The following is a 15,044-nucleotide window of genomic DNA, read 5'->3' as shown; positions in this document are numbered from 1 at the left end:
TCTTGCTTGAACCTAATCGCCCGAATAGCGCTGTTCGGCCCAGGGATCGCCGCGGTTATGGTAGCCGCGGACTTCCCAAAAGCCCGGCGCGTCCTCGGTCAGGAATTCGATGGCCTGGAGCCATTTGGCACTCTTCCAGAAATAGAGATGCGGCACGACGAGGCGCACCGGGCCGCCATGCTCGTCCGACAGCGGCTGGCCCGACCAGCTATGGGCGAGCAGCGCGTCCTCGGCGGCAAAGTCGTCCAGCGCGAGGTTGGTGGTGTAGCCGTCATAGGAATGCAGCACCACGAAGCGCGCATCGTCGCGCGGCTGGCAGGCCGCGAGCAGCTCGCGCGTCGCCAGCCCCTCCCACTGGTTGTCGTAGCGCGACCATGTGGTGACGCAGTGGATGTCGGAGGTGAACTGAGCCTGCCTCTGGGCGGCGAACTCCACATACGTCCAGAACACCGGGTTCTCGATGGCGCCATAGACGTCGAGCCGCCAGCGCTCGCGCGAGACCGGTGGCACGACCCCGAGATCGAGCACCGGCCAGTCCTTGGTGAGATGCTGGCCGGGCGGCAGCCGCTGGTCTTCCGGCCGCGTGATCCGGCCGGTGAGGAACTGGCCGTCGCGCGCCCATTTTTGCTTGGTGCGCGTCAGCTTGCTGTCGGGTGGCAGCTCGTTGTCGTCGGCCATGGCCTACTCGTGGCGATGCATCGCGGAGGCATGCTTGGTGTCGCGCATCGTAGCATAGATGATCAGGGAGAGGCAGATCACGCCGGCGAGATAGAAGTAGAACCATTCCTCATGCCCGATGCTCTTGAAATAGAGCGCGATCGCCGGCGCGGTGCCGCCGAAGATCGAAACCGTGATCGCATAGGGCAGGCCGACGCCGAGCGCGCGGACATTGGTTGGGAACAGCTCGGCCTTGACCACGGCATTGATCGAGGTGTAGCCGGCGACGAACAGCCAGGCGCAGCAGATCAGGATGAACGCCATGAACGGCGACTTGGTTTCCTTCAGCGTCATCAGCAGCGGCACGGTCGCGAGCGTGCCGGCGACGCCGAAGAAGATCAGCAGCGGCTTGCGTCCGATCTTGTCGGAGATGGCGCCATAGATCGGTTGCAGCAGGGTGGCGAAGATCAGGGTGCCGAAGATCACGAAGGTGGTCTGGTCCTCGGTCAGCCCGACCGAGAGCTTGACGAAGGTCTGCATGTAGGTGGTGAAGGTGTAGAACGCCGCGGTGCCGCCCGCGGTGAGGCCGACCACCAGCAACAGCTCCCGCGGATATTTCAAGAGGTTCGTGATCGAGCCGGTTGGCTTGACCACCTTCTTGGCTTCCTCGAAGGCCTCGGTCTCGTGCAGGCCGCGCCGCATCACCGCGGCAAAGATCGCGAGCATGGCGCCGATCGCGAACGGGATGCGCCAGCCCCAGGCCCTGAGTTCCTCGGGCGTCAGGAAGACCTTTTGCAGCAGCAGCAGCACGATGATCGCGGTGAGCTGGCCGCCGATCAGCGTGACGTACTGAAAGCTCGAATAGAAGCCGCGGTGCTTGGGATCGGCGACCTCGCTGAGATAAGTCGCGCTGGCGCCGTACTCGCCGCCCAGGCTCAGGCCCTCGATCATGCGGGCCACTGCCAGGATCACCGGCGCGGCGAAGCCGATGGTGGCATAGGTCGGTGTCAGCGCGATGATCAGCGAGCCGAAGCACATGAAGACGACCGACAGCGTCAGTGAAATGCGCCGCCCGAAATGATCGGCGATATAGCCGAACAACCAGCCGCCCAGCGGACGCATCAGGAAGGTCGCCGCGAACACCACGGCGACGTTCAATTGCTGGACGACGGGGTCGCTGCCGGGGAAGAAGGCCGGGGCGAAATACAGGGCGAACGCCGTGTAGGCGTAGAAGTCATACCATTCGACGAGATTGCCGACCGAGCCGATGAAGATCGCCTTGATCCGGCGTTCCGCGTCGGCGATGTCGAAATGCTCGGAGGCCGGTTGGGTTGCTTGCTCTGTCACGTCCGGCCTCTCACTCCACTGGTTTTGGGAGGCCTACATCGCCTTTCCGAGCAGAAATGGCAACTGGCGCGGACCTCTGACGGTTCCCTGGGACCAGGTCACGACGCCTGCCGGATCCAGCCGGAAGTCCGGAATCCGCTTCAGCCATTCCTCCAGCGCAACCTGCATCTCCAGTCTTGCAAGGTTGGAGCCGACACAGCGATGGATGCCGAGGCCGAAGGCGGCGTGGCGGTTCTCCCGGCGGTCGATCACGACTTTGTCAGCATCCGGAAACATTTTTGGGTCGCGGTTGGCGGCCGGGAAGGACAGCAGCACCATGTTGCCCGCCTTGACCGGACAGCCCGAGATCGTGGTCTCCTTCACCACCTCGCGCGCCATCGTCACCGGCGAATAGGCGCGCAGCAGCTCCTCCACGGCGGTCGGGATCAACGCGGGCTCGGCGATCAGGCGCTCGCGGTCGGCGGGCGTCCGGGCGAGGTGCCAGAGCGAGGATCCGATCGCGCTCCAGGTGGTGTCGATGCCGGCGATCAGCAGCAACCGTAGCGAACCCAGCACGTGGGACTCTTCCAGCGGCTGGCCTTCCTTGTCCTTGGCATTCATCAGATAAGAGATGAGATCGTCGGTCGGCTTCTTCTTACGCTCCTCGATATGCGTCCTGAAATAGTCGCTCATCTCGTGCACGGCCTGGAGCAGCATGTTCTCGTCMTTGATGCCGAGCTCCAGGATCATGTGGATCCAGTTGATGAAGAGATCGCTGTCGGCCTCGGGAATGCCGAGCATATGGGCGATCGCCCGAACCGGGATGTATTTGCTGTAGCGCGCCGCGGCATCGACCTTGCCGTCGGCGATGAACCCGTCGATCAGCTCGTTGCAGATCGCACGCATCCGCGGCTCCAGCTTCTTCATCGCGTCCGGCGTGAACGGCGGCAGCAGCAATTGCTTGGCGGGCTTGTGCACGGGCGGATCGGAGGTGATCGGCGGGGCGGCATTCCTGGAAATCTCGGGCCGCGCGTCCCGCACGATGATGCGGCGCGACGAGAAATGCTCGGTGTCGTTGGCGATCTCGCGCACCGCCTGGTAGGTCGTCGGCATGTAGCAGCCGAGGAAACGCTCGGTATGCACGACCGGGCTCGCGGCGCGCAGCTCCTCCCAGATCGGGAAGGGGTCTTCCGTCCATTGCGGATCGGTGTGGTCGAAATCGTTGACCCAGTCGGTGACGGGCGGATGGGCGGCGGGCTGGCTGACGTCGGACATCTCGGAGGATCCTCGGGCTGGTGTTCGCTGAAGTCACGCGCAAGCGGGCACGGGCGAAATCGCGCTACTCCTCGATCACGTCGATTGCGATTTCCGGACAGTTGGATTTGGCAAGCCAGGCCTTGTCTTCGAGGCCCGGCGGGACGATGCCGTCTCCGGCCTCGTGGGCGTTGCCGTATTCGTCGAGCTCGAACAGCTCCGGCGCGAGCGCCTTGCAGCGCGCGTGGCCCTGGCATTTGTCGGGATCGACGTGAACCCTCAGTCGCTCTGTCATGGCGGCTTCCTCGGCGTGTGCGCGCGGACCCGAAGCGGTGCGCGTTCCTCATGTCATTCTTATCCGCGGCATTCCCCGCGGTTTTAAGTTATAGCATATTACATTCGCGTCGGGCTTCCCCTGTCAAGCGCAAACTTATAGGCTCGACGGCAACATGCGCTCACAACTTGCCCGCAAGCCGCAGAATACCTACCACCATGGCGATCTCCGCGACGCCCTGATCAAGGCCGCGCTGCGCGAGGCGGAGCATGGCGGCGCAGAGGCGATCAGCATCAAGGCGCTGGCAAAGGCGCTCGGCGTCTCGCAGCCGGCGCCATACCGGCATTTCGCCGATCGCGAGGCGCTGCTTGCGGCGGTGACGGCCGAGGCGTTCCGGCAGCTCAGCGCCGTGCTGCGCGAGGCAATGGCGAAGCCGTCGAAGCAGTCGAAACTGTCGCGGCTGGCGCAGGCGACGCTCGAATTCGGTCTGCGGCGCAACGGCATCTACCGCCTGATGTTCGCTTCGCGTATCGTGTCATGCGCCGCAAAGGACAGCGAATTGCATGGGGCGACGCGTGAGACCTTTGCGCTGGTGATCGAAGCACTGGAAGCGCCCGCGGTCGGCTATCTGCGCGAGCGGCACGCGCTCAAGATCTGGGCGGCGCTGCATGGCGTGGTCATGCTGGCCGAGCAAGGCTTGTTCACCGGTGAGGCGGCGCATGCCACGCGCGAGGATCTGGTCGAGGATTTCGTCAACGAGACGAAGGCGGCGCTGGCGGCTGCGATCAAGGACACGCGGCGCAGGGAGAAGGCCGGCGCTTAAGTCTTCGCCGCCAGCAGCTTCATCAGCTTCGTCACGGCGCTGTCCGGCGTGGTCACGACGGGGCGGCCGGTGGCCTCCGCAACCAGCGGCGCGGTTGCCGCGATGCTGAACTGCGCCAGCGCGACGACGTCGCAATCGCGCAGGTCCTTTGCAGCTTCCGTAATCAGGCGGTCGTGCGTGGCGCGGTCGCCGCGGTCGAGCGCGGCCAGCGCGCCTTCCGCGAGTTTCGGCACGATCTGAACGGAGGCGGGAAACTCCGGCGGCATCGAGACCAGCGTCGGCGGGAAGGTCGAGAGCAGGCCGATGCGCCTGCCCATCGTCACCGCCTGCTCGATCATGGCCTCGTTCGGCTTGAGCACCGGCATCGGCGCATGCGCCCGCGCCACCGCTTCGATGCAGGGACCGAAGGCCGAGCAGGTGAACAGGATCGCGTCCGCCCCCGTCGCCGCCGCGTAATCGCCGAGCGCCAGGAAGCGCTCGGTCATGATGTCCGTGAGCGCGCCGTCGCGCGCCAGGTCCGCCGACAGGCTGTCGTCGAGCAGGTTCATCAGCCGTGCCTGCGGCCACGCCGTCGCGAACGCCGACTCGATCGGCGCGATGGAATGCTTGAGGGCGTGGATCAGGGCGATGCGCATAGGGTTCGGTCGCTGCTTCTTCTCCCTCGCCCCGTTCTTACGGGGAGAGGGTTGGGGTGAGGGGCTCTATCCGCGTAAGAGGTGAGAGCCGACCTGCGGAAGCTCCCCCTCACCCGGATTGCTGCGCAATCCGACCTCTCCCCGCAAGCGGGGAGAGGTGAAGCACCGTTTACTTGAATGGAATGGCGTACATCAAGCCGCCCTTGCTCCAGAGGCCGTTGAGGCCGCGATCGAGCTTGAGCGGGCTCGCCTTGCCGACATTGCGCTCGTAGATCTCGCCGTAATTGCCGGTGACCTTGATCGCCGTGACCAGCCATTTGTTGTCGAGCCCAAGCCGCGAGCCGAGGTCGCCGGAGGCGCCCAGCAGGCGCTGGATCGCAGGGGTCTGCGATTTCGTCATCTCGTCGACATTGGCTTGCGTCACGCCGAGCTCTTCGGCTTCGATCAGCCCGTAATGCAGCCAGGTGATGATGTCGCTCCAGACTTCGTCGCCGTTGCGGGTGAAGGGGCCGAGCGGCTCCTTGCTGATGGTCTGCGGCAGCACGACATAGTCGGCCGGGTTCTGCGCAGCGGTGGTCACGGCACCGGCAAGTGCGGAAGCGTCCTGGGTCATGGCATCGCAGCGGCCGCCGAAGAAGGTCTGGTACATGGTGTCGACGCGGTCGAACACCAGCGGCTTCCAGTCGATGCCGTTGGCGCGGCCGTAGTCGCCGAGCGTAACTTCATGCGTGGTGCCCTGTGCGACGCAGACGGTGGCGCCCTTGAGGTCCTTGATTTCCTTCACGCCGAGGTCCTTCTTCACGACAAAGCCCTGGCCGTCGTAGAAATTGACCGGGCCCTGCCGCAGGCCGAGCGTGACGCCGCGCAAGTACGTCTGCGTCGAGTTGCGATACAGCACGTCGATCTCGCCCGATTGCAGCGCAGTAAAACGGTTCTGCGCCGTCAGCGAGACGTAACGCACCTTGCTGGCATCGCCGAGCACGCCGGCTGCGAGCGCGCGGCAATAGTCGACGTCGAGGCCCTTGTAATTGCCTTGCGAGTCCGGCGCAGAGAAGCCGGCAAAGCCAGCGCTGACGCCGCACACCAGCGTGCCGCGGCTCTTCACCGTGTCGAGCGTCGCCGCCGACGCGACCGCCGCCGATGCTGCGAGCAGGCCCGCCGCGATAATCATTGTCCTCATCATGCTACTCTCCCCTCAGTGATTGACACTACGCAACACGTTGTCGACGGCGGTGCCGAGCTTGTCGACGATCAGGTCGATCTCGTCAGCCGAAGCAATATAGGGCGGCGCCAGCAGCACGTGGTCGCCGCGGACGCCGTCCACGGTGCCGCCGCCGGGATAGCAGCCGAGCCCGTTGGCAAAGGCCTCCGCCTTGATCTTCTGGTTGAGCTTGAGCGCCGGATCGAACGAGGTGCGGCTGGCGCGATCGGCGACCAGCTCGATCGCCCAGAACAGGCCGCGGCCCCTGATGTCGCCGACATGGCGGTGATTGCCGAAGCGCTCGGTCAGGCGCTGCTCGAGCTGCTTGCCACGCTCCTTGACGCGATCGAGCAGGCGATCCTCGCGGATCACGTCCTGCACCGCGAGTGCGGCCGCGCAGGCGAGGGGATGCGCGAGATAAGTGTGGCCATGCTGGAACGCGCCCGAGCCTGAGCGGATCGTGTCGATGATCTTGCCACTCGCCAGCATCGCGCCGATCGGCTGGTAGCCGCCGCCGAGACCCTTTGCGATCGCCTGGATATCGGGCGCGATGCCTTCCTGTTCCCAGGCATGCGTGGTGCCGGTGCGGCCCATGCCGCACATGACCTCGTCGAGGATGAGCAGCGCGCCGTGGCGGTTGCAGATGTCGCGGACCGCCTTGAAGTAGCCGTCAGGCGCGGTCACGGCGCCGGCGGTGGCGCCGACGACGGGCTCGGCGAGGAACGCCGCGACCGTGTTCGGGCCGAGCCGTTGGAACTCGGCTTCGAGCTCGGCTGCGAGCCGCGCTGCGAATTGCGCATCGGTCTCGCCCTCGAGCTTCTCGTGATAGGCAAACGCCGGTGCCACATGGCTGAAGGCGGCCGACAGCAGCGGCGCATAGGGCGCGCGCCGCCAGGCATTGCCGCCGGCGGCGAGCGCGCCGAGCGTGTTGCCGTGATAGCTCTGCCGCCGCGCGATGAAATGCTGCCGCTGCGGTTCGCCGCGCTCGATGAAATATTGCCGCGCGAGCTTGATGCTGGCTTCGATCGCCTCCGATCCGCCGCTGACGAAATAGGCATAGGCGAGACCGCCGGGTTCATGGCCGACCAGCGTTTCGGCGAGCGCTTCCGCCGGCTCGGACGAGAAGAAGGCGGTGTGCGCATAGGCCAGGGTCGACGCCTGCTTGGCCAGCGCCGCGATCACGCGGGGATGCTGGTGGCCGAGGCAGGAGACCGCCGCGCCGCCGGAGGCGTCGATCACGCGGCGCCCGTCCTCGGCGAAGAGATAGACGCCTTCGCCGCCGATCGCCTTGGGGGGCGTCTCGCGCAACGAACGATGCAGCACGCGGCTGGTGCGAGCGGCCATGGGTCAACCTTTCTCTGAGGCGTAGGTGGAGGCCGCGGCGAGCCGCGCCTCGGTATTCTCGAGGCGCTTCTTCGCGGCCGTGCCGCCGAGCGAGAACGTCACCGCGGCGAGCGACTGCGCGATCGCGATGGCGCCGGTCAGGCTCGGGAAGAAGCCGGGCGAGGCGGCGGCCTCGAACAGCAGCACATGGTCGGCGCCCTCGGCCATCGGCGCTGTCACGCTGTCGGCGATCGCGATCAGCTTCGCACCGGCACGATAGGCGGCCTGTGCGACGCCGACGCTCGCACGCGTATAGGGCAGGAAGCCGATGACGATGACGGCTTCGCCGGGGCGGAAGGCGCCGAGGTCGAGATCGTCGGGACCGGAGGCGCCGACGATCTGCACCTGGTCGGGGCGGAACAGCCGCAGCTCGTAGTTCAGCAATTCCGCCACGCCGCGGCAGCTTCGATAGCCGGCGATCCAGATCCGCTTTGCGTCGTGGAGCGCGCGGGCCGCTTCCRCAATCGGCTGCGCCGGAATGCGCAGAAGGCCCGCAGCCTCGGCGTCGAACTTGTCGGTGACGAGTGCGACATCGGCATTGGGACCGTGGCGGCGGCTTTTCGCCCGGACGGAAAAGGGCGCTATCTGCGCCGGCCGCCGCGCCTCCGTCAGTGCCGCCCGCAATTCGTCCCAGCCCGAATAGCCGATCGCTTTCGCAAGCCGCGTGAAGGCCGCGGGATCGGCGCCGGCAACCGCCGCGAGGTCGCGCATCGAACGCGTGGTGGCATCGTAATCATTGGCGGCGACGAAGCGTCCGACCTCCTGCAACCGCATCGGGAGCGATGGCAAGGCAATGCGCAGTTCGCTCAGCGGCGAGGATTTCGCGGGCTCGGCCATGAAACATTTGTTGCACGATTTGAAGTTTGGTGCAACAGTTGACGTGCGCCGCCGGAAATCGCTGGTTTTGAGAAGGATTTTTGCGCTGTGACAATTGACGATCCCAGGCCGCCGCCGCGCCGCCGCTATTTCGCCCGGCTTGGGCGCAACGAACTGAAGGGCCTGTTCTGGCAGGCTCTGGTGGTCGGCATCGCGGTCGCCGTCGTCGCCTTCCTCTGGTCCAACACCGTCACCAATCTCTCGGCCCGCCGCATCACGACCGGCTTTGCCTTCCTCGGCCGCGAGGCCGGCATGCCGATTGCCGACAGCCTGCTCGCCTATAGTCCGAGGGACACCTACCTCTGGGCCTTCGTCGTCGGGATCGCCAACACTCTGCGTGTCGCTGTGATCGGCATCGTGCTCGCGACCATCCTGGGCACGCTGATCGGCATCTCGCGGCTGTCGGCCAACTGGCTGCTGTCGCGGCTCGCCGCCGTCTATGTCGAGACGCTCCGCGACATCCCGCTGCTGCTCCAGCTCCTGTTCTGGTATGTGCTGATGCAGGCCTTGCCGGCCGCGCGCCTGGCGTGGAAGCCGATCGACGGCGTGTTCCTGTCGAATCGTGGCCTGATCGTGCCGTCGATCCCGATCGGGCCGCAGCAGCTCTGGGTGCTCGGCACGGCAGTGCTGGGCTGCGCCGTGTTTTATGCCATCCAGCGATGGCTGATCGCGCAGCAGATGCGGGACGGCAAGCCGCGGCCGGCGTGGCCCTTTGCGGTTGGCCTCGTCCTCGCGCTGCCGGCGGCCGTGTCCGTGGCGCTTCGCGTGTCCTGGACGATCGAATGGCCGGAGCTGCGCGGCTTCAATTTCGTCGGCGGGCTGACGCTGGCGCCGGAGTACTTTGCGCTGCTGATCGCGCTCGTCACCTACACCTCGGCCTTCATCGCCGAGATCGTGCGCAGCGGCATCCAGTCGGTGCCGCGCGGCCAGTGGGATGCCGCCAATGCGCTGGGCCTGCGCCGCAGCTTCATGCTGCGGCAGATCATCCTGCCGCAGGCGCTGCGCGTCATCGTGCCGCCGATGACGAGCCAGTACCTCAACCTGACCAAGAACTCCTCGCTTGCGGTCGCGATCGGCTACCAGGACGTGGTCTCGGTCGCCAACACCACGCTGAACCAGACCGGGCAGGCGATCGAAGCGATCGCGCTGATCATGGCGGTGTTCCTGACCATCAGCCTCGGCATCAGCTTCTTCATGAACTGGTACAATGCGCGCATCGCGCTGGTGGAGCGCTGATCATGACGGCGATCACCGACATGCCGGACGTGCCGCGCGCAGCCCGCCGCCCGCAGATCGGCAACCCGGTGCTGCGCTGGCTGCGCACCAATTTGTTCTCGTCGATCCCCAACGGCATCCTCTCGGTCGTGTTGCTGGCGGTGCTGGCGAAAGGCATCTTCAGCTTCGTGCAGTGGGGCATCGCGAATGCGGTCTGGCTGACGCCGGCCAATGATTCCAGCGCATGCCGCGCGGTGCGCGGCCTCGGCGCCTGCTGGGCGATCATTCCGGAAAAGTACCGCTTCATCCTGTTCGGCACCTATCCGTTCGACGAGCAGTGGCGGCCGGCGTTGTCGGTTCTGCTGTTCATCGCGCTGTTCTATCTTTCCACCCGCCGCGCCCTGTGGCGGCGCGAACTCGCCTATATCTGGATCGGCGCGCTTGCGCTGATCAGCGTGCTGATGTGGGGCGGGGTGTTCGGCTTGTCGTTCGTCTCGCAGGATCGTTGGGGCGGCTTGCCGGTGACGCTGATCCTGGCGACGTTTGGATTGGCCTTCGGCTTCCCGCTCGGCATTCTCGTCGCGCTCGGCCGGCGTTCCAAGCTGCCGGCGATCCGTTCGCTCTCGGTGCTCTATGTCGAATTGATCCGCGGCGTGCCGCTGGTCAGCCTGTTGTTCATGGCGAGCGTGATGTTTCCACTGTTCATGCCCAGCGGCTTCAACATCGACAAGCTGCTGCGCGCGCAGATCGCGATCATCCTGTTCGCCGGCGCCTACCTTGCCGAGGTGATCCGCGGCGGCCTTCAGGCGGTCCCGCGCGGACAGTACGAAGCCGCGGACGCGCTCGGGCTGTCCTACTGGCGCAAGAACCGGCTGATCGTGCTGCCGCAGGCGATCCGCCATGTCATCCCGCCGCTGGTCAACACCTTCATCGCCTTCTTCAAGGACACCAGCCTCGTCCTCATCATCGGCATCTTCGACCTGCTCACGACCGCCAAGACCGCGATCATCGATCCCGCCTGGCAGCAGTTCTCCGTCGAGGTCTACATCTTCGTCGCTGCGATCTATTTCGTCTTCTGCTTCGCGATGTCGCGCTATAGCCGCAGCCTGGAGGCGCATAGCGCGTCGAGGTGACCCGCCTTCCTCCCTCGCTTTTGCGAGAAGGCGGCACAAGCGACCTCGTCGCTTGAGCCGGCATGCAAGCTCGCGAAAGGGAAGCGCGCGAACCGTCGGCCGCCTACACCAGAATGTGGAACGTTTATGCCGCGCCTATAACGCGAGCCTGGATTCAGACTGGCAATCCTACGCCGCGAAATCCATCTGCAGTTTGCTGGTGGCACTCAACAAGAGGCACGTCAAATCATGATGAAGTCTGTTTTCGTCGCGTCAGCCATGCTGGTCGCGCTTTGCTCCGCTGCGTCTGCTCGCGACGCAGTACACCATCCGCACATGGCGTCCGACGCCGCCGTTCAGGTATCGGAAGTCCAACCGAACTCTTTCGGCTTCGCCGCTCCAACGGAGGATGCCGGCTACGATGCGCATCAGTATCACGGCGGACCGAAAGCGAACGACTAGGATCGGACCCAACGTATCGGATGCCCGTAAGGGGTGATACAGGGCCGATCTAACGGCAGGATGCTGGCACCRGGAGGACAATTAAAGTCCCGCCGGTGCAGCCTGCGTTACATCCTCACCTTCGGCTCGATCGGCGTGGAGCCGCGCAGACCCAGAATATCCTCCAACACCTTCGCGCCGGCGATCACCTGCGCGTCCGCGCGCGGGGCGCCGACGATCTGTACGCCGACCGGGAGGCCGGACGCAGTGAAGCCGCAGGGCAGCGACAGCGACGGGCAGCAGGCGAGCGTGATGGCGTAGACGATGCCGAGCCACTCGACATAGTTCTCGAACTTCTTGCCGGCGCATTCGGCGACATAGCGGTGCTCGATCGGGAAGGGCGGCACGATCGTGGTTGGCGTCAACAGCAGGTCGTAGTTTTTGAAGAACTCGATCGCGCGCGCGGTCATGCCGACGCGCTGCGCCTCGGCGCGCGCGAGCTGCTCGACGGTGAGCTTGAGCCCTTCCTCGATGTTCCAGATCACCTCTGGCTTCAGAAGGTCGCGCTTGGTCCGCAGCAGATTGGCCTTGGTGATCGCGAAATCGAAGGCGCGCAGGACGTGGAAGCATTCATGCGCCTCGCGCCAGTCCGGATGCGCTTCCTCCACGATCGCGCCGGCCTCCGCAAAGCGTTCCGCGGCCTTGCGCGTGATCGCCTTGACCTCTGGATCGACCGGCGTGATGCCGAGATCAGGCGAATAGGCGATGCGCTTCGGCTTCTTGCCTGACTGCGCCGCCGACAGGAACGAGGCCGCAGGTGCGGGCAGCGAGAGCGGATCGGCGGCATAGTCGCCACTCATGGCGTCGAGCAGCAGCGCAAGATCCTCGACGTTGCGCGCCATCGGCCCCACCACGCCGAGATTACGGTCGATCGCCGATTTTGGCGTGTGTGCGACGCGCCCGATGCTTGGCCGCATGCCGACGACGCCGCAGAAGGCCGCGGGGCTGCGCAAGCTGCCGCCCATGTCCGACCCCTGCGCAAGCCAGGCCATGCCGGTGGCAAGCGCCACCGCCGCGCCGCCGGAGGAGCCGGCCGCAGACTTCGTCGTATCCCAGGGATTGAGCGTCGCGCCGAACACTTCGTTGAAGGTGTTGGCGCCGGCGCCGAATTCCGGCGTGTTCGACTTGGCGTAGACGACCGCGCCATTGCCTTCGAGGTTCTCGACCATGAGATCGGACTGCTTGGGCACATTGTCCTTGAAGATCGGCGAACCCTGCGTGTTCAGCACGCCGGCAACGTCGGTCAGGTCCTTGATCGGCACCGGCAGGCCCGCGAGCAGTCCGCGCCCRCCGGCTGGCTTCTGCATCAGCACCTTGGCGTTGGTCCGCGCGCGATCGAAACACAGCGTCGGCAGCGCGTTGACCTTGCCGTCGACCTCACTGATGCGCTTCTCCAGCACATCCAGAAGCTCGAGCGGCGAAACGTCGCCGGAGCGCAGCTTGTCGACGACGGTGCAGGCGGTTTCGCGGATCAGGTCTTGAGACAATTATTTGACTCCTACTCTCGTAAAAGGTCTCGTCATTGCGAGCGCAGCGAAGCAATGCAGTCTGTGACCGCGGAGGGATTCTGGATTGCTTCGCTGCGCTCGCAATGACGGTATGCGTGGCGCGTATCGTGGTCAAATCGGCGTCCGATTTAACCCCACCCGGCGCTGATGCCGCCATCCACCGTATAGATGACCCCGGACGTATAGCCAGACCGATCCGACGCCAGGAACGCCATGAGATCCCCGATCTCGCGCGCATGCGCAGGCCGGCCGAGCGGCAGGCTCTTCTGGAATTCCTTGTAACGGGTCTCGTCGCCGAACTGGTGCTTGGCCCGCGTCTTGAGCAGGGTGACGTGGCGGTCGGTGCCGACCGGGCCGGGATTGATGCCGACCACGCGGATATTGTCGGCGAGGCTTTTTCCCCCGAGCGCACGGGTGAACGCCATCAACGCCGCATTGCCGGCGCTGCCGCAGATGTAGTTGGCGTCGAACTTCTCGCCGGCGGCGCCGATGTCGTTGACGATCACGCCGCCGCCACGTGCCTTCATCTGCGCGTAGATCATGCGGGTGAGGTTGATGTAGCCGAACACTTTCAATTCCCAGGCGTGCCGCCAGGTCGCCTCGTCGATCTTGTCGATCGAGCCGCCGGGAATGTCGCCGGCATTGTTGACGAGGACGTCGATGTCGGCGGCTTCCCTGGCGAGCCGCGCCAAATCCTCGGTGTTGCGCAGATCCACGATGCTGGTGGCGGCATCGATCTGGTGCGCGGAACGCAGGCGATCGGCCAGCACCTTGAGCTGGTCGCCGTTGCGGGCGGCAAGCAGCAGATGAGCGCCCTCCTCGGCGAACGCCTCGGCGGCGGCTGCGCCGATGCCCTTGGACGCGCCCGTGATCAGGACGCGCTTGCCACGCAGATGCAGATCCATGGAAGTTACTCGCTCGGTGGGAACAGGATGAAACCAGTAGGCGGTCGGCCGCGCCATGGTCAACATTGCAGTGCAGCGTTGCACTGTCGGCGAGTTTGGTCCATTGCAGTGCGGTCAAAAAAAGCGGCGGCCTGCCAGACCAACCAAGGACGTTCTCGATGAGCAAGAAGCAATACCGGATTGCGGTCATTCCCGGCGACGGCATCGGCAAGGAAGTGATGCCCGAAGGCCTGCGCGTGCTGGAGGCGGCGGCCAAGAAGCACGGGGTTGCCGTGCATTTCGATCATTTCGACTTCTCATCCTGGGACTATTACGAGAAGCACGGCCAGATGATGCCGGATGACTGGAAGGAGAAGATCGGCAAGCACGACGCGATCTACTTCGGCGCGGTCGGCTGGCCGGCCAAGATCCCGGATCACGTCTCGCTGTGGGGCTCGCTGATCAAATTCCGCCGCGAGTTCGACCAGTATGTGAACCTGCGTCCGGTGCGGCTGATGCCCGGCGTGCCGTCGCCGCTGGCGAACCGCAAGCCCGGCGACATCGATTTCTGGGTGGTGCGCGAGAATACCGAGGGCGAGTATTCCTCCGTCGGCGGCCGCATGTTCCCGGATACCGATCGCGAATTCGTCACGCAGCAGACGGTGATGACCCGCATCGGCGTCGACCGTATCCTGAAATTCGCCTTCGAGCTCGCACAGTCGCGGCCGAAGAAGCACCTCACGTCGGCGACCAAGTCGAACGGCATTTCGATCACCATGCCCTATTGGGACGAGCGGGTGGAGGCGATGGCCGAGAAGTTTCCGGGCGTGAAGTGGGACAAGTACCACATCGACATCCTGACCGCGAACTTCGTGCTGCATCCGGACTGGTTCGACGTCGTGGTCGGCTCCAACCTGTTCGGCGACATCCTCTCCGACCTCGGCCCGGCCTGCACCGGCACCATCGGCATCGCGCCGTCCGGCAACATCAACCCCGAGGGCAATTTCCCGTCGGTGTTCGAGCCGGTGCACGGCTCGGCGCCTGATATCGCTGGCCAGGGCATCGCCAACCCGATCGGCGCAATCTGGTCGGGCGCGATGATGTTCGAGCATCTCGGCGAGAAGGAAGCCGGCAAGTCGATCGTCGATGCGATCGAGCGCACGCTGGCCGAGCGCACGCTGCGGACGAAGGATCTCGGCGGCAACGCCGACACGACCGCTTGCGGCAAGGCCGTTGCGGAGATGGTGGATTAAGGCTGGACGAACCTTGCGTAGGGTGGGTTAGCCGAAGGCGTAACCCACCACTGTTTGTCTCCGCGGAAGCAAAAGAGGTGGGTTACGCCGAGCAGATGCGCTTCGCGCATCTGCGGGGCTAACCCACCCGGCTAACCCACCC

At 65.2% G+C, this 15,044-nt stretch carries 15 protein-coding genes; 5 read left to right on the top strand and 10 right to left on the bottom strand.

Annotated features, from left to right (window positions below):
* Window positions 1–12: 12 nt before the first annotated feature.
* The 4 genes from ACXJL8_RS06205 to ACXJL8_RS06190 all read right to left on the bottom strand — a co-directional run bounded on the left by ACXJL8_RS06205 (window position 13) and on the right by ACXJL8_RS06190 (window position 3,532).
* The gene (locus ACXJL8_RS06205) at window positions 13–678 is read right to left on the bottom strand and encodes a sulfite oxidase-like oxidoreductase (protein WP_456619261.1); all 666 of its coding nucleotides are present in this window, start codon (window positions 676–678) and stop codon (window positions 13–15) included.
* Window positions 679–681: 3 nt separating this feature from the next.
* On the bottom strand, window positions 682–2,004 hold the full coding sequence (locus tag ACXJL8_RS06200) for an MFS transporter (protein ID WP_456619260.1): 1,323 nt from the start codon (window positions 2,002–2,004) through the stop codon (window positions 682–684).
* A gap of 33 nt (window positions 2,005–2,037) precedes the next feature.
* A complete protein-coding gene (locus tag ACXJL8_RS06195; RefSeq protein ID WP_456684753.1) occupies window positions 2,038–3,258 on the bottom strand; it encodes a cytochrome P450 in 1,221 nt (406 codons plus the stop codon).
* Window positions 3,259–3,322: 64 nt separating this feature from the next.
* The gene (locus ACXJL8_RS06190; RefSeq protein ID WP_015687579.1) at window positions 3,323–3,532 is read right to left on the bottom strand and encodes a ferredoxin; all 210 of its coding nucleotides are present in this window, start codon (window positions 3,530–3,532) and stop codon (window positions 3,323–3,325) included.
* Between the two features lie 154 nt (window positions 3,533–3,686).
* Between ACXJL8_RS06190 and ACXJL8_RS06185 the strand changes: the two genes are divergently transcribed.
* Entirely contained in the window at window positions 3,687–4,334 is a 648-nt protein-coding gene (locus ACXJL8_RS06185) for a TetR/AcrR family transcriptional regulator (RefSeq protein WP_456619258.1), read from the top strand.
* On the opposite strand, the gene ACXJL8_RS06180 is transcribed toward ACXJL8_RS06185, so the two are convergent.
* From ACXJL8_RS06180 to ACXJL8_RS06165, 4 genes are all read right to left on the bottom strand, one after another.
* Window positions 4,331–4,969: an aspartate/glutamate racemase family protein gene (locus ACXJL8_RS06180; protein ID WP_456619257.1), complete on the bottom strand. Its 639-nt coding sequence runs from the start codon at window positions 4,967–4,969 to the stop codon at window positions 4,331–4,333. The genes ACXJL8_RS06185 and ACXJL8_RS06180 overlap by 4 nt on opposite strands.
* A gap of 169 nt (window positions 4,970–5,138) precedes the next feature.
* Window positions 5,139–6,152: an amino acid ABC transporter substrate-binding protein gene (locus ACXJL8_RS06175; protein ID WP_456619256.1), complete on the bottom strand. Its 1,014-nt coding sequence runs from the start codon at window positions 6,150–6,152 to the stop codon at window positions 5,139–5,141.
* 12 nt (window positions 6,153–6,164) lie between these two features.
* On the bottom strand, window positions 6,165–7,514 hold the full coding sequence (locus tag ACXJL8_RS06170; RefSeq protein WP_456619255.1) for an aspartate aminotransferase family protein: 1,350 nt from the start codon (window positions 7,512–7,514) through the stop codon (window positions 6,165–6,167).
* A gap of 3 nt (window positions 7,515–7,517) precedes the next feature.
* Window positions 7,518–8,390 (bottom strand): MurR/RpiR family transcriptional regulator, encoded by an 873-nt coding sequence (locus ACXJL8_RS06165; protein ID WP_456684752.1) that lies wholly within the window; start codon window positions 8,388–8,390, stop codon window positions 7,518–7,520.
* An 87-nt stretch (window positions 8,391–8,477) separates the two neighbouring features.
* Between ACXJL8_RS06165 and ACXJL8_RS06160 the strand changes: the two genes are divergently transcribed.
* From ACXJL8_RS06160 to ACXJL8_RS06150, 3 genes are all read left to right on the top strand, one after another.
* Window positions 8,478–9,665 (top strand): amino acid ABC transporter permease, encoded by a 1,188-nt coding sequence (locus ACXJL8_RS06160; RefSeq protein WP_456619253.1) that lies wholly within the window; start codon window positions 8,478–8,480, stop codon window positions 9,663–9,665.
* 2 nt (window positions 9,666–9,667) lie between these two features.
* Complete coding sequence (locus tag ACXJL8_RS06155) at window positions 9,668–10,777, top strand: amino acid ABC transporter permease (RefSeq protein ID WP_456619252.1); 1,110 nt, start codon at window positions 9,668–9,670, stop codon at window positions 10,775–10,777.
* 228 nt (window positions 10,778–11,005) lie between these two features.
* A complete protein-coding gene (locus ACXJL8_RS06150; RefSeq protein WP_456619251.1) occupies window positions 11,006–11,218 on the top strand; it encodes a hypothetical protein in 213 nt (70 codons plus the stop codon).
* Window positions 11,219–11,325: 107 nt separating this feature from the next.
* On the opposite strand, the gene ACXJL8_RS06145 is transcribed toward ACXJL8_RS06150, so the two are convergent.
* Entirely contained in the window at window positions 11,326–12,744 is a 1,419-nt protein-coding gene (locus ACXJL8_RS06145; protein ID WP_456619250.1) for an amidase, read from the bottom strand.
* A 149-nt stretch (window positions 12,745–12,893) separates the two neighbouring features.
* Window positions 12,894–13,670 carry an SDR family oxidoreductase gene (locus tag ACXJL8_RS06140; protein WP_456619249.1) on the bottom strand — a complete coding sequence of 259 codons (777 nt, stop codon included), beginning with the start codon at window positions 13,668–13,670 and terminating at the stop codon, window positions 12,894–12,896.
* Window positions 13,671–13,828: 158 nt separating this feature from the next.
* On the opposite strand from ACXJL8_RS06140, the gene ACXJL8_RS06135 reads away from it, so the two are divergent.
* On the top strand, window positions 13,829–14,902 hold the full coding sequence (locus tag ACXJL8_RS06135) for a tartrate dehydrogenase (protein WP_456619248.1): 1,074 nt from the start codon (window positions 13,829–13,831) through the stop codon (window positions 14,900–14,902).
* The last annotated feature ends 142 nt before the right edge of the window (window positions 14,903–15,044 follow it).

It is taken from the genome of Bradyrhizobium sp. P5_C11_2, assembly GCF_054049755.1.
This window is presented reverse-complemented; position numbering and strand designations above follow the sequence as displayed.